The following is a 19,314-nucleotide window of genomic DNA, read 5'->3' as shown; positions in this document are numbered from 1 at the left end:
CATCCGGCATTCGGGTTGCCGGTCGGGGCCCGGCACCGCAGTCTGAGTCGCATGATCGAGAAGGTGCGGCGGCGGGGCGGGATCGCGGTGGTGTGGTGCGCGGTGCTCCTGTCCTTGGTCATCGGCTCGGCCGCGGTGCAGATCGCGGGACGTTCGGACACCGGCGCCCGTCCCGTCCAGGCGCCCGTTGTGGTGATCGGCGTCGCCGGGCTGGCCTGGGGCGACATCCGCGCGGACCAGACCCCGCACCTGTGGCGCCTGCTGAGCGGCGGCGCCGCCACCGGCGCCGCGACGGTGCGCACCACCGGCGGCTCCGCCTGCGCGTCCGACGGCTGGCTGTCCCTGTCCGCCGGGCAGGCCGGCGTGGGACCCCGGACGGACGACGAGGAATGCGTTCCGCTCCCGGCGGTGCGCAAGATCGACGGGGACATGCGCGTGGACCGCTGGGCCCGGCTCGTGGAGGCCCAGGAGCAATCCGAATTCTCGCCGCGTCCGGGAGAACTCGGCCGGGCACTGTCGGAACACGACGGATGCGAGACCGCCGTCGGCCCTGGCGCCGCCATCGCGCTGGCGGGCCCGGACGGCACCGTCGAGCGCTACCGCCCCACCCTGGACGGCACCGCGCTCGACTGCCCGATCACCGTCATCGACGCCGGCCAGGTCGTCGAGTCGGGCTCCGGGCGCCTCGGCTCGCTGGCGAAGATCGACGCCTACGCGGGCGGCGTCCTGGAACGCCTCCCCGCGGACACCACCGTCCTGGTGCAGGGCGTCACCGAACCGCCCGGCGGAACGCCGCATCTCGCGGTCAGCATGGTCGCCGGCCCCGCGACCGCGTCACGTCCGGCGCTGCTCACCGTCACCTCGACCCGCTGGGGCGGAGTCGTCCGCCTCCTCGACATCCCGAGCACCCTCCTGGACGCCGTCGGCGCCCCCGAACCCGCCGAATTCAGTGGCGCCCCGATCTCCCTCGGCCGGACACGCCCCACCGACCCGGACCGGACCGTCCACGAACTGGGTGCCGTCACCACCACCGACCAGACACTCCGCCGCTGGGCCGGCACACTCCTCTTGGCGGTCGCCGCGACCCAACTCGTCCTGTACGCCCTGGCGTGGCGCTTGGCGGGACGCACCAAGCGGCCCTGGAGGCGCCGCTTCATCAACGCGACGGTCGTCCTGTCGGTGCTGCCGGTGTCGGTGTACCTGGTGTCGCTGACCCGCTGGTGGCACAGCCCCTTGCCGGACGTCACGCTCTGGACCGCCTTGGCCCTCACCGTCGCGACCGCGGCCGTCCCGATCCGGCTGCTGCCGCCCCGGCCGCTCTGGCGGGTGCCGATGGCCGTCAGCCTCCTCACCTTCGCCGTCCTGGTGGTGGACGCCGCGACCGGCACCCTCCTGCACCGCGCCAGCCCGTTCGGCCCGTCCGCCCTGTACGGCGGCCGCTACTACGGCTTCGGGAACTCCACCTTCGCCGTCTTCTCCGTCGCCGCCCTGGTCCTGGCCGGGACGGCCGCGGCCGAACTGGCCTCCCGCGGCCGCCGCCGCGCCGCCACCGTCTCCGTGGTGGCCATCGGCGCCGTCGCGGTCGCCGTCGACACCTGGCCCGCCTGGGGAGCGGACGTCGGAGGCGGCCTCGCCCTGATCCCCGGTGTGGCCGTGCTGGCCTTCGCGGTCGCCGGGACCCGCCTGACCCCGGTGCGCCTGCTGGTCGTCGCCGCCTCGGCCGTGACGGTGGTTGCCGCCGTCGGAGTCGCCGACTGGCTGCGCCCCCAGGCCTCCCGCACCCATGCCGGACGGTTCGTCCAGGAGATCCTCGACGGCCAAGCCTGGCAGCTCATAGAGCGCAAAGCGGGCTACGCCCTGGGCTCCCTGGCAGGCGGCCCCTTGGCGTGGGGCACGGCGGCCGTCCTCGTCCTCCTGGTCCTGGCCCTGGCATGGCCCGACCGCTTCTCGCCGCCCTACCTCGACGCGGCCCTCCACGAATGGCCGGCCCTGCGCCCCACCCTCATCGCGGCCCTGACCACCTGCACGGTCGGCGCCGTGGTGAACGACTACGGCATCCGCCTGATCACCTTCGGCCTGATCACCCTGCTCCCCCTACTGGCCCTGACCTGCGCCCGCGCGTCCCAGCGGAACACCACCACCTCCGCCCGACCACAAGGGCCGCACACCTCCCGGGATGCCACGAGGTGACCTGCCGGTCACCATGGTGACCTCCACCGTCGCGGCGAAGCCGTCACCTGGGCACCGAGGGCTCACAGCCTGGGCAGGACCTCGGTTTCGAGGAGGCGCAGGCTGTCCCAGGCGACCTCCGGCGGGATGCCGCCCATCATCGGGTGCATCAGCCCGATGGCCAGCGGCCCCCGCTCGGCCAGCTCGGCGACGAGATCGTCCGGACGCAGCACGCGGTACTGCCCGGAGGCGCGCACATCGGCGACCGAGTCCGCCCGCCGGTACACGTCGGCCGTGCCCGGACCGGACTCGTGGAGCCACCGGCCGTAGGCGTTGCTCTCGTACACGGCGTGGGGGCCGATGCGCCGCCACCCCTCTTCGACGTCGTGCGCCAGATGCACGAAGCCGGTGTCGCCGCCGAGGTAGGGGCCGGGGTCCGGGCGGCCGAGCCGGATCGTCTCGTCCCGGTAGAACGCCCAGATCCCGGCGTCGGCGGCCATGAAGCCGACGCCGAGCCGGGCCGCGCGCCGCGCGGCGCCTTCGGAGCTGCCGCCGAGTTCCAGGGGCGGACCGCCCGGAGTGCACGGCGCCGGGGTCACGCTGATCGTGCTGCCGCGGTGCTCGAACGGCCGTCCCGACCAGGCATCGCGCAGCACCGTGACGGCCTCGACCGTCCGGCGGACCCTGTCCTTGATGTCGACGGCGAACATGTCGAACTCCGACGGGACGTAGCCGGCGCCGACGACCAGGTCGAGCCTTCCGCGGGACAGGTTGTCGACGACGGCGGCGTCCTCGGCCAGCCGGACCGGATCGTGGAAGGCCGCGACGAGAGCGGCGACGCGGATCCGCACGCGCTTCGTGCGCGCGGCCATCGCGGCCGCCATCGTCAGGGCGCTCGGCAGGTAGCCGTCCTCCGAACCATGGTGCTCGGACAGGACGATGGTGTAGAAACCCATGCGATCCGCCCATTCGGCCATGTCGAGGGCGGCCTCGTAGCGGTCGGCCATGCTCGTCCCCGCCTCGGCCGGATTCCGCATGTCGAAACGCATCACGAAGAACGCCACGGCGCCCCCTCCCACGGAATCCGACTGCCCCAGATCCAGGGCCGCACCAATCTAGGCAGCTGATCAGACAGCCGTCCAGCGGCGGCCGGGGCGACGCGTGCGGGCCGGTGCTCGCCGGGTCACTTCGTGTCGAACAGGTTCGGTTGGCCTGCCTGGAAGCGGCGGGCGTCGATCTCCTTGAGGCCGTCGAGTTCGGGTGGCTGGTACAGGGGCCACACCTGGACCTGCTCGGCGGGGGAGTCGGCCGCGTCCAGCAGGGCGTTGACCGCCGCGCGGCCGGACTCGTTGGCGCCCTCCATGGTGGCCAGGTCGACGCCGGTGCGGACGTAGTCGCCCGCCATGAACAGGTTCGGGATCTCCGTCCGGGGGTGCGGCCGCTTCGCCCAGCTTCCGACCGTGTTGACCATGAGGGGCTCGGCGTTGGAATTGCGCCCGGCGGACGCGTCCCAGCTGATCGCCGGGTCGAGGAACCACGAGTGGACGAGGTCGTCGGGGAGGACGGAGCGGCCCGTGTCCTCCAGGTGGTCCTTCATCTGCGCCCACGCCTCCTCGGCGACCTGGGCGGGGCTGCACTGCTTGGCCGGCTTGCCGTAAACGATCCCCGGGGTGTCCCAGTCGGAGATGTCCAGCGACAGGGAGTCGAGGACGTTCCCGTCGCCGTATTCGGCGGGGATGTCCCTGTCCCACAGCTTGCTCTGCAGGACGGCGGTGAGCTGCCACGGCGAGTCCATGAAGTTGACCTCTTCGGGGATGCCGTCCGGGGTGCGGCGCAGGAAGAACTGGAGGCCGTTCATCCACTCGGTGTGCAGGTCCTTGATCGACTCCAGCCCGGGGTCGAGGGCCAGGACGGCGGGAGACAGCAGCGCCCGCGCCCGCTCGACCGGCATCGCGCTGACGAACCAGTCGGCGGCGGCGCTGCGGCGGCGGCCCGCCGCGTCCACCAGCCGGACGGACCGGACGCGGCCGGACGCGATCTCCAGGGCCTCGACCGTCTGCCCGACCTCGAACCGCACCCCGCGATCGCGCAGATGACTCACCCAGGGGTCGATCCACGCCTCATTGGTGGGCGCGTTGAGCATCCGGGCCAGGCCGCCGTCGGCGCCCAGGCCGATGCCCGACAGCAGGAACGCCTGGCCCATGGCTCCGACCGTCTTGGTGCTGGCGACCTTCTCCTTGACGGCGACCAGCCCGCGCGTCAGGAACCGCGCCACGATGGCCCGGTAGTCCTCGGACTTGCCCTCCGCCTGCACGTAGTCCCACCAGGTGACGTTCTCCCACTGCCCCAGGCGCCGTTCTTCGCTGCTGGTCACGTAGACGATGAAGCGGTTGACGAACAGGCCGATCTCCTCCGGCGGGAGGGCGCCCGCCTGCTCGACGAGACCCGTCAGCGTCTCCGCCAGCACCGCCAGGTCCAGCCCGCCGCCGTCCGGGCCGGTCAGCTCGGGCACGATGATGTCGGAGCGGCCGCCGTTGCGGGAGATCCGCGTCGACGACAGCGGGAACATGTTGTCGTGGACGCCGTTGGCGTTGCCCGGGAACGGGGTCCGCCGCATCGAGTCGGGGACGTTCCGGTAGAAGCCGGGGAAGAACCGGAAACCGTGCTCGCCCGGCAGATCCTTCCGCCCGCCCTTGCCGGTGCCCTCGACCGGGATGCTCCGGGCCTTCCCGCCGAGCGCCTTCCGTTCGAAGACCGTGACGTCGAAGCCGCGCTCGACCAGCTCGTGGGCGGCGGCCAGGCCGGACATGCCGCCGCCCAGCACGGCCACCTTCCGTTTCCGCCCCGGCGCCGCATGGGCGGACGGGACGGGCAGCAGCGCGGCCGCGCCGGCCGCCGCCGCGCCGTACAGCATCCGCCGCCGGGTGATGCCGTCGTGTGCCGGGTGCTCGTCGGGCAGGGGCATGATCGCCGTCCTCGTGGGGTGGTGGGAGTGCGGGCGAGGGTCGCGGGTCAGGAGCGGGGCACCCGCGCCATCAGGGTCCGGATGTGCTCGATGAGGCCGATGGAGCCGGGGACGGTGCGGCCCAGCGATTCGGGGAGCGCGAGCAGGCCGACGTCCAGGATGAACGGGTCGGTGACGTGGAAGCTCCTGCTCAGCCCCGGCCGCTCCCCGATGAGGCCCTCGGGCGTCGCGAGGAGGGAGGACTCGCAGGTCGCCGTGGTCGTCTGCGGGTAGCTGAACAGGCCGGAGACCCGCCAGTCCGACAGTTCCAGCTCGCTCATGCAGCCGTAGGTCTCCTGCTCCGTCACCCGTCCCACGACGCCCTGCCAGGTCCCGTCGCCCTTCACCACACCGCCGAGAAGGGTGGCCGTGCCGTCCGGCTCGTGGGAGACGCCCCACTCCCAGCCGGAGTAGCTCTGGTCGAGGACGTTGAAGTTGCCCCAGTTGTGGTCGTGGTAGCCGCGCCACCCGTCCACGCTGATGGGGGACGACGATCCGGGCGGCTGGAGCCAGCCGTTCACGTGGCTGGTGGCGACCGGCGACGTCCAGTACATCGTCTGGCCGTTGTCGTACTCGATCGGCCCGCCGGTCACTCCGGGCAGCGCGTCGTCGAACCAGATGTCGGCTTTGGCGAAGAGCCCGTGCCACGTCAGGTGGTAGGCGCCGCGCTCCTCGTCGTAGACCAGGTCACCGGCGCTGCTGCGGACGACGGGGCCGTCGGCCGCGGTCACATCGAAGGCCGGCTCGGGGAGCACGAGCTTCTGCCCCTCCTCCGGATACCAGAAGATCACCGCGGTCGGGACCGGCTCGGTGAACAGCATCGCGATGAACGTCCGCTTGGTCTCCGGGTCCATGACGTGCGTGTACCACCACTCGGTGGCCGAGCCAGGGTGCGGCCCGTCGTCGCGGGGCTCGGCGAGCTTGCCGGGCACCTGCGTGAGGTCCGAGCGGGTGATGTCGGTGCGCGGGATCCACGAGCCGGGATCGTCCCCGCCGCCGGCGCGGGCGGGCCGGCCGGTCACGGCGGCGACCAGGGAGGTGAAGGCCAGCAGCAGCGCCAGCAGGACTGCGAGTTTCCGGCGGACGGTGTCGTGACGTACCACGTTGAGCCTCCTCGGCCGAGCCCCCCGTGACGTCCGGCCCCTGGGGTGGAGCCGTGGACCGAGTGTGATTCGGTCGCCGGATGCTGTCAAGCACTCTGTCGACACACTGTCCGACAACGGCCGGACGCGGGTACGCTGCCGCCATGTCCTCCACCACACGGCCGCGCCGCAAGGTGCGCGAACGGCGCGACGACGTCCGGCACCGCGTGCTGCGGACGGCCGCCGAGATGATGGCCGACGGGACCCCGTACACCGAGCTGCCCGTCCAGCGCATCGCCGAGCGCGCCGACGTGGCACGGTCCACGTTCTACCTGCACTTTCCCGACAAGAGCCGGCTGCTCATCGCGCTGGCCGAGGAGGCGGTCGAGGGGCTGTTCGGCGAGGCCGTCACCTGGTGGCGGGCCGACCACGCGGACGGCGTCGAGGGCGTCGCGCACGCCATGCGGCAGATGATCGCCGCCTACCGGGAGCACCGCCGCGTCCTCGCCGCCCTGTCCGAGGTCGCCGGGTACGACCCGGACGTCGCGGCCTTCTGGCGGGACCGCAGGCGGCGGTTCACCGACGTCGTGCGGGAACGGCTCGACGCGGAGCAGCGGGCGGGCGCCGTCGACCCCGGGATGGACGTCCCGACGACCGCCCAGGTGCTCACAGGGATGGTGGAGCAGGCGATCCAGGCGCGCTGCCGCCACGACGAGGGGCCGGGGGACGAGCGGGTCGCCCGCAGCCTCGCCCGCGCGATCTGGCTGACGGTCTACGGAGTGCCCGCGCCCCCGCCTTGATCTGGACAACTGTCCAGACTAAAGTCCGCGTATCGCGAAGCGGCCGGGCCGACGCCCCTGACCCGAGGAACCGCCCATGGACGAACTCCCCGAACTGGGCTTCTACGGACTGGCCGGGCATTCGGCCACCCCCCGTGACCTGCTCGCCGAGATCACCGAAGGCGAGCGCCTGGGCCTCGGCGCGGCCTTCCTGTCCGAACGCTTCACGACCAAGGAGGCCGCGACGCTCTCCGGCGCCGCCGCCGCGGTCAGCGAGCGGATCGGCATCGCCACCGCCGCGACCAACCACAACACCCGGCACCCCCTGCTGACCGCCACCTTCGCCACGACGATGCACCGCCTGTCCGGCGGCCGCTTCGCCCTCGGCCTCGGACGCGGCTTCGACATGCTCTTCGACGTCATGGGCCTGCCCCGCGTCACCTCCGCGCAGCTCGAAGACGTCACCGGCATCCTGCGCCGCCTGTGGCGCGGCGAGGTGGTGGCGGCGCACGACGGCCCCGCCGGAAACTTCCCCTTCCTCCACCAGGACCCGTCCTTCGACGAGGACATCCCGATCATCCTCACCGCGATGGGGGAGCGGACCCTGGAGTTCGCCGGGCGGATCGCCGACGGCGTCGTCCTGCACACCTTCTTCACCGACGAGACCCTGGCCAGGTCCGTCGCGACCATCCGCCGCGGAGCGGCCGAAGCCGGCCGCGAGCCCGCGTCCGTCCGCGTCTGGTCCGTGCTGGCCACGGTCGGCGACCACCTCGACGAGGAGCTCCGCCTCCGCAAACTGGTCGGCCGCCTGGCCACCTACCTGCAGGGATACGGCGACCTCCTGGTGCGCGTCAACGGATGGGACCCCGCCGTCCTGGCCCGCTTCCGCGCCGACGACCTGGTCGCGGGCTACCCCGGCGCCTTCGACGCGGTCGGGACCACGCAGGAGCTGAACCACGTCGCCGAACTGCTCCCGGACGAATGGCTCGCCGCGTCCGCGACCGGCACCCCCGACCGGTGCGCGGCCCGCGTCCTCGACCAGTTCAAAGCGGGCGCGGACGGCGTCATCCTGCACGGCGCGACCCCGGCCGAGCTGGCGCCCGTACTCGACGCCTACCGCCTCGTCCGCCCGCCGGGCCTCGACGATCTTCCCCGCAACCCGGGCCGGAGCCGGTGAAGATCATCTCGGAGCCGGAGGAGCTGACCGCCTCCTGGCTCGGCGAGGTGCTCGGCGCCCAGGTCGACACGGTGGACGTGCAGGCCATCGGCACCGGCCAGATCGGTTCGTGTTTCCGGCTGACCCTGACCGGCGACGGCGTGCCCGCCGCGCTGGTGGCCAAGCTCCCCATCGCCGACCCCGCCGCCCGCGCCTTCCTCGGCGGCGCCTACCGTACCGAGCTGCTCTTCTACCGGGACATCGCGGACACCGTCACCATCCGGGCCCCGCACTGCCACCACGCCGCCATCGACCCGGAGACCTTCGACTTCGTCCTCCTCCTGGACGACCTCTCGCCGGCGATCCAAGGCGACCAGCTGACCGGCTGCGGCATCCGGCAAGCCGACGGCTGCGTGCTCGCCCTGGCCGGCCTGCACGGCCCCCGCTGGTGCGACGCGTCCCTCCTGGACATCGACGGCCTCCACCACAACACCGAGGCCGACGCGGACGCCCTCGCCGAGGGATACGCCCCCGCCGTCGAGATCTTCATCGAGCGCTTCACCGGCCGCCTCCACCCCGCCGACCAGGACACCCTCCGCCGGACCACCGAGACCATCGGCCCCTGGCTCCTGGCCCGCGCCGACCGCTTCGGCCTCGTCCACGGCGACTACCGCCTGGACAACCTGCTCTTCCCGCCGGACGGCGCCGGCGCGACCACGGTCGACTGGCAGACCCTCACCATCGGCCTCCCCGCCCGCGACCTTTCCTACTTCCTGGCCACCAGCCTCACCACCGAAGCCCGCCGCACCCACGAACGCGACCTCGTCACCCGCTACCACGAGGCGCTCCTCACCCACGGCGTCACCGACTACCCGCTAGACCTCTGCTGGGACGACTACCGGTTCGCCCTCTTGCAGGGCCCCCTCATCACCGTCCTGGGCTGCGCCTACGGCAACCCCACCGAACGCGGTGACGCCATGTTCCTCACCATGGCCACCCGAGCCTGCGCCGCCATCCGCGACCTCGAAGCACTGACCTGACGCGAACCTTCTCTTCCCCGAGAACCGACGCCGCCGTATGGCGGGTTCCGGTCATTCGGTGGACCTGGTCGGGTTTGTCCGTCCGCGTGGATAGCCTGCGGTGAAACGCGTGTTCCGCGTGGTTCCGTGTGGTCCGGTGGGCCGAGCCGAGCCCGTCGTTCGGATGGTGGCGGATGGTGGCGGGTGGGGGAGGACGGTCATGGGTGAGGAGACGGCCGGCGGGGACGTCGTCGGGCGGGTGCTGGGGACGCAGTCGGCGACGCCGCTGTCGTTCTGGGTCGGGCTGGAGCCCGGCACGGTCGTCCAGCTCGACGAGGTGATCGCCGCGCGGCGGGAGGTGCCGGGGCGGGGCGAGGTGCTGATCGCGGGGGTCGTCACGAGCGTGGAGGCCAGGCACGAGGGCGCCGCCTACGACTCGGACGTGTTCCTGATCGTCCAGGGGGTGCTGCCCGCGGCGGTGGTCGAGTCGGCCGAGGTCACGGTGACGCGGGTCGAGCCCGAGGTGTACGTGCCGCCGCTGCCCGGCTCGGCGGCGCGCCGGGCGGGCGCGCAGGACCGGGAGCGGGCGCTGTACTTCGACGTGATGGAGCGGCGGATCCCGGTCGGGCTCGGGCGGGACGGGGAGCCCATCCACGTGAACCTGGAGTTCCTGGACGGGACGCGCGGCGCGCACGTGTCGATCTCCGGGATCTCCGGGGTGGCGACCAAGACGTCGTTCGCCACCTTCCTGCTCTACTCGATCTTCAACTCGGGGGCGCTGGGCGCGGAGGCGCACAACACCAAGGCGCTGATCTTCTCCGTGAAGGGCGAGGACCTGCTCTTCCTCGACCACGCCAACACCCGGCTGGACGACACCGCGCGGGCCGCGTACCGGCGGCTGGGGCTGCAGCCGGGGCCGTTCGGCAGCGTGCACGTGTTCGCGCCGCCGCGGCCCGGCGACCCCAACGGGACGCCGCACGTGTCGGCGCGCACCCAGGACGTCAGCCCCTTCTACTGGACGCTCGCCGAGTTCTGCCAAGACGAACTGCTGCGCTACGTGTTCGCCGACACCGAGGACGAGCGGTCGCAGTACACGATGCTGATCGGGCAGGTCGCGGCCAGGCTCGCCCGCGACGCCGAACCCGTGGGGGACGGCGGGGCCGTCAAGGTCGGCGACGGCGGGCAGGTGTGCCGCACCTACGACGATCTCGTGCGGTTCATCGAGGAGACGCTGACGGACGAGGACTCCCGCCGCGCCTGGGGCGCGCAGCTGATGGGCCTCGGCACCGTCAACGCGTTCCTGCGGCGGCTCCGGTCGTCGGTGCGGCCCCTGTCGCCGGTCCTGCGCGGCGACCTCCCGGAGAGGGACGGCCGGTCGATCAGCACGTCCGCCGCGCAGGTCACCGTGGTGGACCTGCACAACCTGCCCGAACGCGCCCAGCGGTTCGTCGTCGGGGTGGTGCTGCGCGGCGAGTTCGCGCGCAAGGAGAGCACCGGCAGCGCGCGGCCGCTGCTGTTCGTGGTGCTGGACGAGCTGAACAAGTACGCCCCGCGCGAGGGCGACTCCCCGATCAAGGAGATCCTGCTGGACGTCGCCGAGCGCGGCCGCTCCCTCGGGGTGATCCTCATCGGCGCTCAGCAGACGGCGTCGGAGGTCGAGCGCCGCATCGTCGCGAACTGCGCGGTGCGGGTGGCCGGGCGGCTGGACGCGGCGGAGGCGTCCCGGGGCGAGTACGGGTGGCTGCCGCCGGCGGCGCGGGCCCGCGCCACGATCGCCAAGCCGGGGACGATGTTCGTCGGGCAGCCCGAGCTGCCGGTGCCGCTCGCCGTGGAGTTCCCGTTCCCCGCCTGGGCGACGCGTCCCGCCGAGGCGGCCCCGCGCGATCCGGCGCGCTCCGGAGAGGCCGCGCGTTCCGGGCCGCCCCGCGACCCGTTCGACGGCCTCGGCGGAGACGACGACGAGGTACCCCCCTTCTGATCCACCCCTTCTGATCCACCGGGAGCGGACATGAAGTTCCTGCACACCGCCGACTGGCACGTCGGCAAGGTGCTCCGGGGCCGGTCACGGTCCGAGGAGCACGCGAAGGTGCTGGGCGAGCTGGTCGAGGTCGCCCGGGAGGAGGACGTCGACGCGGTCATCGTGGCCGGGGACGTCTTCGACGGCGCGGTCCCGACGCCGCCCTCGCAGGCGCTGGTGATGAAGACGCTGATGGCGCTCCAGGAGGGCGGCCGGGAGGTGGTCGTCCTCGCGGGCAACCACGACGATCCGCGGCTCCTGGACGACGTGTACCGGCCGGTGCTCCGGCAGCTCGGCATCCGGATCATCGGGAGGTTCCGGCGGCCGGACGCGGGCGGCCTGCTGTCCTGGACGGCCCGGACCGGGGAGCCGGTCAGGCTCGCCGCCATGCCGTTCCTGTCGCAGCGCTACGTCGTCCGGGCCCTGGAGGCGCTCACCGGCACGCCCGACCAGCACAACCGCGACTACGCCCACCGGTTCGGGCGGCTCGCCGGGGCGCTGACGGAGGGCTTCACCGCCGACACCGTCAACCTGATCGCCGCGCACGGCACGCTGCCGGGCGGCAGGCTCGGCGGCGGCGAGCGGGAGGCGCAGACGATCTTCTCCTACTACTTCGAGTCGTCGGCGTTCCCGCCGACCGCCCACTACGCCGCGCTCGGCCACCTGCACCGGCGGCAGGAGATGCCCGGCCCGTGCCCCATCTGGTACAGCGGCTCCCCGATCGCCGTCGACTTCGGGGAGGAGCACAACACGCCGGGCGCGCTGGTCGTCGACGTCGCGCCGGGGCGCCCCGCCGACGTGCGGGAGGTGACGCTGGGCAGCGCCCGCGTCCTGCGCACGGTCAGCGGCTCGCTGGACGAGCTGGAGGCGATGGCGGACGGCCTCGGCGACGCCTGGCTGCGCGTCGTGGTCGCCGAGAAGCCGCGCGCCGGGCTCGCCGACGACGTGCGGGAGATCCTCCCCGACGCGCTCACCGTCGACATCGACGACGCGTTCCGGCCCACCTCCGCGCCCCGGCGCGCGGCGGCCGCCGCCCAAGAGCCTCCCACGCCGCGCCAACTGTTCCGCACCTACCTCAAGGAGCAGGGCCACGAGGACGGGCAGGTCGAGGCGCTGTTCGACCGGCTGTACGACGAACTGGACAGGAATGGGGAGGGGGACGGCTGATGCGTCCGCTGTGCGTCCACATGGACAACTTCTGCAGCTACCGGACCCCGACCTCCGTCCACCTGCACGACGTGGACTACTTCGTCCTGGTCGGCCCCACGGGTTCGGGCAAGAGCACCGTCATCGACGCGATCTGCTTCGCCCTGTACGGCTCGGTGCCGCGGTGGGGCAAGGAGAACGTGATCCGGCTGGCTCTGGCGCCGTCCGCCAACTCCGGCAAGGTCGCGCTCGTCTTCGAGTCGGCGGGCCGCCGCTACGGGGCCGTCCGGGCGCTGGCCCGCAGCAACCGGGGCGTGGTCACCACCCGGGAGGCGCGCCTGGACGAGCTGGACCCGTCGGTCGATCCGGCGGACGGCATCGAGGAGATGCTGGCGGCGCAGGTCCGGACGATCGCCGACGGCGACGCGGTGACGCCCGCCGTGCAGCGCATCACCGGGCTCGAGTACAAGTTCTTCATGCAGTGCGTCGTGCTCCCGCAGGGCCGGTTCGCGGACTTCCTGCAAGCCGAGCCGAGCAAGCGGCAGGACCTCCTCGTCCAGCTCCTCGACGCGAAGACCTTCGAACTCATCATGCGGCGGGCGGGGGAGGAGGCGAAGGCCGCGACCGCCAGGGCGCAGGCGGCCGGGGCGCAGCGGGCCAAACTGACCGAGGCCGACGAGGCCGCCGAGACCGAGGCCGCGCGGCGGCTGGAGAGCATGAAGGCCCTCGACGGCCGTGTGCGTTCGGCCCTCGACGAGCTTCAGCGAACCGACGGCGAGATCCGCGAGCGGGAAGCGGAGGCGGCCGAGGCGGCGCGTTCGCTCGACGCCCTGACGGCGCTGGCCATGCCCGAGGACGTCCCGACCCTCGCGGACGACCTCGCCGCCGCGAAAGCCGAGGCCGAGCGGCTCGCCCAGGAGGTGGCCCGGCATGAGGCGACCGAGTCCGAAGCCCGCGACAGGCTCGCGGACCTCGGCGATGAGACCGTCCTCCAGATGGCGATCAGCGCCCACCACGACCACACCCGCCTCACGGGCGAGCGGGCGGCCGCCCGGCCCAAGGCCGAAGAGGCCCGCCGAGAAGCCGAAGACGCCGACGCGGACGCCGCCGTCGCCCGCACCAACCTCGAACAGGCCGAGGCCGAGCGGCAGCGCGTTCGTGACGCCGACACCGCGGCCGACCTCGCCCGGCGCCTCACCGCCGGGGAACCCTGCCCGGTCTGCCGGCAGGACGTCACCCACCTGCCGGAACGGCACGACCCGCCCGCTCTCGGCGCCGCGGACCGGAACGTCCAGGCCCGAACCCGCGAACTCGACACGGCCCAGAAGCGGCTCCGGGACCTGGAGCGTGACCTGTCCAGGCGCGAAGCGGACCTCCACGGTCTCGAACGGCAGCTCGGCGATCACGCCGAGCGCCTTCGCGCCCATCCGGACGCGGACGACGTGCGGACGCGCCTCGACGCCATCGCCTCGGCCAGGCAGGAGGCGGACACGGCACGGCAGACCGTGCGCACGACCAGGACCGCCCTGGCCAAGGCGAAGGAACGGCGCACCGCGCTGGACGCCGAGGCCGCAAGAGCGCTCGCGGAACTGGACGGCGCCCGGGACAGCGTGGTCGGCCTCGGCGCCCCGGCGGTCGACCGCGCCGACCTGAACGCCGCCTGGAGGACCCTCCTCGGCTGGCGCGACCAGGAGGCGGAAGGCCGCAGGCGGGCGGCCGAAGCGCTGGAGGACGCGCTCGGCGGCCTGCGGCGCGGGCGGGACGAACGGCGCCGGGCGCTCGCCGCCGAACTGGACGCCCACGAGGTCGCGGCGCCCGCGTCCATCGAGCCCGAGACGGTGCGCGAAGCCGTCCTGAACGCCCGGAACCAGGCCGAGCACCGGCTGGAGCGCGTCAGGCGGGACCGCCGCCTGGCCGAGGAACTGGCCGGAGAGATCCGCACCCACGAGCGGGACGCGCGGGTCGCGAGCGAACTGGCCCGGCACCTGCGCGCCAACAACTTCGAGAACTGGCTGTGCGGCGAGGCCCTGTCGCTGCTGGTCGACACCGCGTCGGGGACGCTGCGGGAGCTGTCGGACGGCCAGTTCGCACTCGTCCTCGACGGCAGGAACGCCATCGAAGTGATCGACTACGCGGAGGCGGGGCTGCGCCGCAGCGTCCGGACGCTGTCCGGCGGCGAGACGTTCCAGGCGTCCCTCGCGCTCGCGCTGGCGCTGTCCGACCAGGTCGCCCGGTTCGGCGGCGGCGCCGCCCGGAGCCTGGACTCGATCTTCCTGGACGAGGGGTTCGGCACCCTCGACCCCGTCACCCTCGACACGGTCGCGACGACGCTCGAACGCCTGACGTCAGGGGGTGACCGTATGGTCGGCATCGTGACCCACGTTCCGGCGCTCGCCGAGCGCGTCCCCGTCCGCTTCGACGTGTCCCGCGACAACACCGGCTCGCATCTGGAGAAGACATCGACGTGACCACGGCACCGCCGGCCGCGACCGGCGCCATCACCATCGACCCCTGGGACCCTGGGTACGCGACCTCGCTGACCGCCGAGGCGATCGGCGAGCTGGACGCCACGTCCGTCCAGCTCGACCTCGACGTGGAGCTGCCGTCCGAGCGCTGGCGCCCGGTCTCCCCTCCGGCGACCGGCCTTCCGGCCGGAGGCCTGATCGTCGCCGACGGGGTGCGCCGGATCGAGGCCCGGGTGTGGGTCGGCGACCCGTCCGGCGGCATGCCCGCGCCCGGGATCGCCGCGTCGTGCGCCGCCGGGCTGGTCCGCTGCGCGCCCGGAGGGCTAGCCGAACTCGCCGAGGTGGACGTGCGCCGCTCGCTGTTCACCCCGTCCCGGCACGCCGCCGACCTGGACACCTGGGCGGGTACGTACACGGCCGCCCGCGCGGGCGGCGGCACCGCCGAACAGCTGTCCCTCGCGCTCCAGCGGCAGCTCACCGACCTGGAGGTGACGCTCGCGACCCGCTACCGGACCGCGTCGGGGCCCGACGACCTGCTCATCGTGGACGGCCCCCTGCGCGGCCGCGCCCACCTGCCGCGCACCGTCGGGTACGTCAAGACCCACCACGCGGCCTACCTGAAGGACCCGCAGACGGACGTCCTCACGGCGTTGCGGCCGGGTCAGCGCACGCCGGTGTTCCTCATGACGACCAGCTGGGCGCGGCACTCCTGGTATCTCCGGCTGCCGACCCCGTCCACCGCGCCCTGGGCGGGCATCGCCCGCTGCGAGGCGGCCGCGGACCTGCCCCGCGACGCGGTGATCGACCTCGCCGACCACAGCGCCGCGATCCTCCCGGGGATGGCCGGGGTCGGCTACAAGGACCCGCGGGCACCGCAGAACCTCGTCCCGATCGGCGGGCTGGAGAAGGTTCTCCGGCACCGGCTGGGCGACCCCGGCCTCCTCTACCGCGCCCTCCGGACCGCCACGCAGGCCCGGAGCGGCTGATTCCGGACCGCCTGGGTTCCGGAGCGTCTGGTTCCGGCGCGCCTGGTTCCGGCGCGCCCGACTAAGGCAGGCGGCCGTCGAGCCAGGTGGGTTCGAGGTCTCCGCCGTCGACCGGGGCCATGCGGCGGAGGACGGTGCGCGCGTCGTCACCGTCGCCCGTGGCGAGGCGCACGGCGATCTTGTCCTCGATGTCCTTCGGCGCGCCCCCGGAGTAGCCGTTGAAGACGCTCGAGAAGACCAGCGTGCGGCCGCCGGGGTCCTTCACGTAGCCGGACAGCCCGGTGACGCCGGTCATCGTGCCCGTCTTGGCGTGGACGTTCCCGGCTGCGGCGGTGTCGCGCATCCGCCCCGCGAGCGTTCCGCCGACCAGCGGGCCGGGCCGCCCGGCGATGGGCAGCGCGTCGTACCAGGTGGGGAACCAGGGCCGCTTCCGGACGTTCCGCAGCAGGGTGCTGAGCTGCGTGGCCGTCGTGTGGTTCCCGCGCGACAGGCCCGATCCGTCCGTCAGGGTCACCTGGGCCGTGTCGACGCCGAGGCGCCCGAGGTAGGCGGTGATCGCGGGCAGCCCGGCCTCCCAGGCGCCCTTGCCCCGCACCTTGCGGCCGATCGCCTTGACCAGGGTCTCGGCCATGACGTTGTTGCTCAGCTTCAGGAACGGCGTGGCGAGCTCCGACAGCGGCATCGAGGTACGGGTGGCGATCTTCTTGACGCCGGCGGGGGTCTTTCCGCGCTCGGTCGTCCCGGCGACCTGGACGCCGTGCGCCTTCAGCGCCTTGCGGAAGACGTCCGCCGCGTACAGCGTCGGCCCCTCGACCGTCCGCAGGACGCTGGTGGGTTGTCCGCCCGCCGGGTGGGAGCCGGTGACGACGATCGTGTTGGAGCCGTTGCTCCGGTCGACCTCGAGGGTGGACGGCGACCCGGGTGCGCCGGTGACGGCCCTGTTGTCGATCTTCACGACGTCGGTGTCCGGGGTGAGCCCGGCACGGACCGGCTCCCCCTTCCGGGCGCCGGGGACGAGGGAGATCTCGATCGAGCCCGCGTCGAAGTCGTCGTTGGGTGAGACCGTGAGCGCGGACGTCTGCCCGGCGTAGGCGTACTGGAGATCCGCGGGGTCCCAGTCGGCCGGGGTCCGCTTCGCGTCGAACCAGGTGTCGTCGGCGACGAGGTCGCCCTTGATCGTGGTGATGCCCTCGGCGGCGACGGCGGCGGCGAGCCGGTCGTACTCGGCGGCCCGCATGGTCGTGTCGCCGGTGCCCTTGAGGTAGAGGTTCCCGCCCTTGACGCCCACCGCCGTGCGGAACCGGTATCCGGGGCCGAGGATGCCGAACGCCGCCGCCGAAGTCTGGAGCTTGTTGTTCGAGGCGGGCGTGACCTGCCCGTCGCCGTTGCGGTCGTAGAGCACCCCGCCCGTCTCGGCGTCCCGGACGACCACGTCCACGGTGGCGCCCTGGAGACGGTCGTCCTGGAGTATCGCGTCCAGATCGTCCGCCAGGTCCCCGGCCGGGGCGGCGTGGGCGGGGACGGCGGCGGCGCCGCCCATGAGCAGACTCGCTCCCAGCAGGACGGAGATCCCGGCGTTTCTGATCATGAGCCGAGTCTAGGAACGCGGCGGCGGCTCCCCAAGCACTTCCGCTGAACCGGCGGCCCCCGGCTCGCCGTTCGGTCAGGTGATCTCAATCACATTAATATACAAACTACCCTTGACGCGCGACACTACTCTGTCTAGCGTTCCTGGCTGTCGAGGTAATCGTCCCGATCGCCCCGCGTGGAGGGAAGGCCTCATGCCCACCAGATCCGAACCCGATCGGGACACCGCCGCCGGCGACGGTGACCCGCTCCTCGACGTCGAGGGTCTCGACGTCGGCTACAACGGTGCGGTACGAGCCTTGCGCGGGGTGTCGCTGCAGGTCCCGCGCGGTGGAGTGGTCGCCGTGCTGGGCGGGAACGGCGCCGGCAAGACCACCCTGCTGCGCGCTGTGTCCGGGTCGCTCGGCTCGGTCGGCGGCGCGATAACCGCGGGGACCGTCCGTTTCGACGGCCGCGACATCGGCGGGCTGCCGGCCGCCGAGATCGTGCGGGCGGGCGTGGCGCAGGTCCCCGAGGGGCGGCGGGTCTTCCGCGACCTCACGGTGGAGGAGAACCTGCGGGCCGGCGGGTTCACCGCGCCGGAACGGGTCAAGCGCGAGTCCCTCGCCCGGGTCTTCGAGCTGTTCCCCGACCTCGCCGGCCGGCGCAGGCAGCGGGCGGGGCTGCTCTCCGGGGGCCAGCAGCAGATGCTCGCCATCGGCCGCGGGCTGATGAGCCGCCCCCGCCTGCTGCTGCTCGACGAGCCCTCGCTCGGCCTCGCGCCGCAGCTGGTCGCGCAGATCGGCGAGATCATCACGGAGATCAACCGGCAGGACACGGCGGTGCTGCTGATCGAGCAGAACGCCGTCATGGGGCTGCGGGTCGCGGGCGGCGCCTACGTCCTGGAGGTGGGGGAGGTGGCCGCGTCCGGACCCGCCGAGGTGCTGGCCGGCACCGACGAGATCCGCAGCCGCTACCTCGGCGGCGGCTCGACCGCGGCCACCGGCGACGCCGACGGCGGCGACGCCGACGGCGACCCTGGCGCCGACCCCGGAACGGACACCGCCGCCACGCCGGACGGCGGGCTGACGGATCTGGCCGCGGCCGTGCACGCGGGCTCCGGCGACCGTGCCGTGCGGGCCGAGGCGCTGCGCGTGGACGGGGTGACCGTCCGGTTCGGCGGCGTCGACGCGCTCTGCGACGTCTCCTTCGAGATCGCGCCCGGCACGGTGCACGCGCTCATCGGCCCGAACGGGGCCGGCAAGTCGACGTGCATCAACGTCCTCGGCGGGGCGTACAAGGTCGCGGCCGGGACGGTCCGCTACGGCGACCGGGTGCTCACCGGGCTGCGGGCGGACCAGATCGCGGGCCTCGGCGTCGCCCGGACCTTCCAGAACATCTCGCTCTCCCTGGACGCCACGGTCGCCGACAACCTGCTCACCGGACGGCACCGGCTGATGCGGTCCGGCGTGCTCGGCGGCGCGCTCGGCCTGCCGCGCGCCCGCCGGGAGGACCGCGAGCACCGCGCCCAGGCCGGGCGGGTCGCCGAGCTGCTCGGCCTCACCGGCCTGCTCGGCCGGTCCGTGCACACCCTCTCCTACGGCGACCGCAAGCGGGTCGAGCTGGGACGTGCGCTGTGCGCCGAGCCGACCCTGCTGCTCCTGGACGAGCCGGTCGCCGGCATGAACCACGAGGAGTCCGCCCGGATGGCCGGGACGATCACGGCGGTGCAGCGCGAACTCGGGATCTCGATCCTGCTCGTCGAGCACGACATGCCGTTCGTGATGGGCCTCGCCGGGCGCGTCACCGTCCTGGACTTCGGCCGCCTCATCGCCGACGGCACGCCCGCCGAGATCCAGCGCGACCCCGCGGTCCTGCGGGCCTACCTCGGGTCGGAGGCCGCATGAGGGAAGAGGGGTGCACGG

Annotated in this window: 13 protein-coding genes; 9 read left to right on the top strand and 4 right to left on the bottom strand. The window is 73.3% G+C overall.

The window, feature by feature from the left end; all coding sequences use genetic code 11:
* Positions 1-51 precede the first annotated feature (51 nt).
* A complete protein-coding gene (locus E1285_RS09485) occupies positions 52-2,190 on the top strand; it encodes a hypothetical protein (RefSeq protein WP_132150217.1) in 2,139 nt (712 codons plus the stop codon).
* A gap of 62 nt (positions 2,191-2,252) precedes the next feature.
* Here E1285_RS09485 and E1285_RS09480 read toward each other — a convergent pair whose 3' ends face one another.
* The 3 genes from E1285_RS09480 to E1285_RS09470 form a co-directional block, all read right to left on the bottom strand.
* Positions 2,253-3,233, bottom strand: coding sequence for an LLM class flavin-dependent oxidoreductase (locus tag E1285_RS09480; protein ID WP_207946497.1), 981 nt, complete (start codon positions 3,231-3,233; stop codon positions 2,253-2,255).
* A 119-nt stretch (positions 3,234-3,352) separates the two neighbouring features.
* Positions 3,353-5,134: an FAD-dependent oxidoreductase gene (locus tag E1285_RS09475; protein ID WP_132150215.1), complete on the bottom strand. Its 1,782-nt coding sequence runs from the start codon at positions 5,132-5,134 to the stop codon at positions 3,353-3,355.
* A 47-nt stretch (positions 5,135-5,181) separates the two neighbouring features.
* The gene (locus tag E1285_RS09470; protein WP_132150213.1) at positions 5,182-6,276 is read right to left on the bottom strand and encodes a hypothetical protein; all 1,095 of its coding nucleotides are present in this window, start codon (positions 6,274-6,276) and stop codon (positions 5,182-5,184) included.
* 143 nt (positions 6,277-6,419) lie between these two features.
* Between E1285_RS09470 and E1285_RS09465 the strand changes: the two genes are divergently transcribed.
* From E1285_RS09465 to E1285_RS09435, 7 genes are all read left to right on the top strand, one after another.
* Positions 6,420-7,055, top strand: a complete 636-nt coding sequence (locus E1285_RS09465) for a TetR/AcrR family transcriptional regulator (protein WP_132150211.1) — start codon at positions 6,420-6,422, stop codon at positions 7,053-7,055.
* A gap of 76 nt (positions 7,056-7,131) precedes the next feature.
* Complete coding sequence (locus E1285_RS09460) at positions 7,132-8,211, top strand: TIGR03857 family LLM class F420-dependent oxidoreductase (protein ID WP_132150209.1); 1,080 nt, start codon at positions 7,132-7,134, stop codon at positions 8,209-8,211.
* Positions 8,208-9,230 carry a phosphotransferase gene (locus E1285_RS09455; protein ID WP_132150207.1) on the top strand — a complete coding sequence of 341 codons (1,023 nt, stop codon included), beginning with the start codon at positions 8,208-8,210 and terminating at the stop codon, positions 9,228-9,230. Before E1285_RS09460 ends, E1285_RS09455 begins: the two co-directional genes overlap by 4 nt.
* A gap of 199 nt (positions 9,231-9,429) precedes the next feature.
* Positions 9,430-11,187 (top strand): ATP-binding protein, encoded by a 1,758-nt coding sequence (locus tag E1285_RS09450; protein WP_132150205.1) that lies wholly within the window; start codon positions 9,430-9,432, stop codon positions 11,185-11,187.
* A 30-nt stretch (positions 11,188-11,217) separates the two neighbouring features.
* Complete coding sequence (locus tag E1285_RS09445) at positions 11,218-12,393, top strand: exonuclease SbcCD subunit D (protein WP_132150203.1); 1,176 nt, start codon at positions 11,218-11,220, stop codon at positions 12,391-12,393.
* Complete coding sequence (locus tag E1285_RS09440) at positions 12,393-14,840, top strand: SMC family ATPase (RefSeq protein ID WP_132150201.1); 2,448 nt, start codon at positions 12,393-12,395, stop codon at positions 14,838-14,840. The genes E1285_RS09445 and E1285_RS09440 overlap by 1 nt, the downstream gene beginning before the upstream one ends.
* Positions 14,837-15,823: a hypothetical protein gene (locus tag E1285_RS09435; RefSeq protein ID WP_132150199.1), complete on the top strand. Its 987-nt coding sequence runs from the start codon at positions 14,837-14,839 to the stop codon at positions 15,821-15,823. The genes E1285_RS09440 and E1285_RS09435 overlap by 4 nt, the downstream gene beginning before the upstream one ends.
* 61 nt (positions 15,824-15,884) lie before the next feature.
* On the opposite strand, the gene dacB is transcribed toward E1285_RS09435, so the two are convergent.
* Entirely contained in the window at positions 15,885-17,411 is a 1,527-nt protein-coding gene (gene dacB, locus E1285_RS09430; protein WP_132150197.1) for a D-alanyl-D-alanine carboxypeptidase/D-alanyl-D-alanine-endopeptidase, read from the bottom strand.
* Positions 17,412-17,604: 193 nt separating this feature from the next.
* Between dacB and E1285_RS48390 the strand changes: the two genes are divergently transcribed.
* Positions 17,605-19,296, top strand: coding sequence for an ATP-binding cassette domain-containing protein (locus tag E1285_RS48390; protein WP_132150195.1), 1,692 nt, complete (start codon positions 17,605-17,607; stop codon positions 19,294-19,296).
* Positions 19,297-19,314 lie beyond the last annotated feature (18 nt).

The organism is Actinomadura sp. 7K507 (assembly GCF_004348425.1).
Lineage (GTDB): Bacteria > Actinomycetota > Actinomycetes > Streptosporangiales > Streptosporangiaceae > Spirillospora.
Note: the sequence above shows the minus strand (reverse complement) of the source record. Positions and strands in the feature narration are given on the sequence as shown.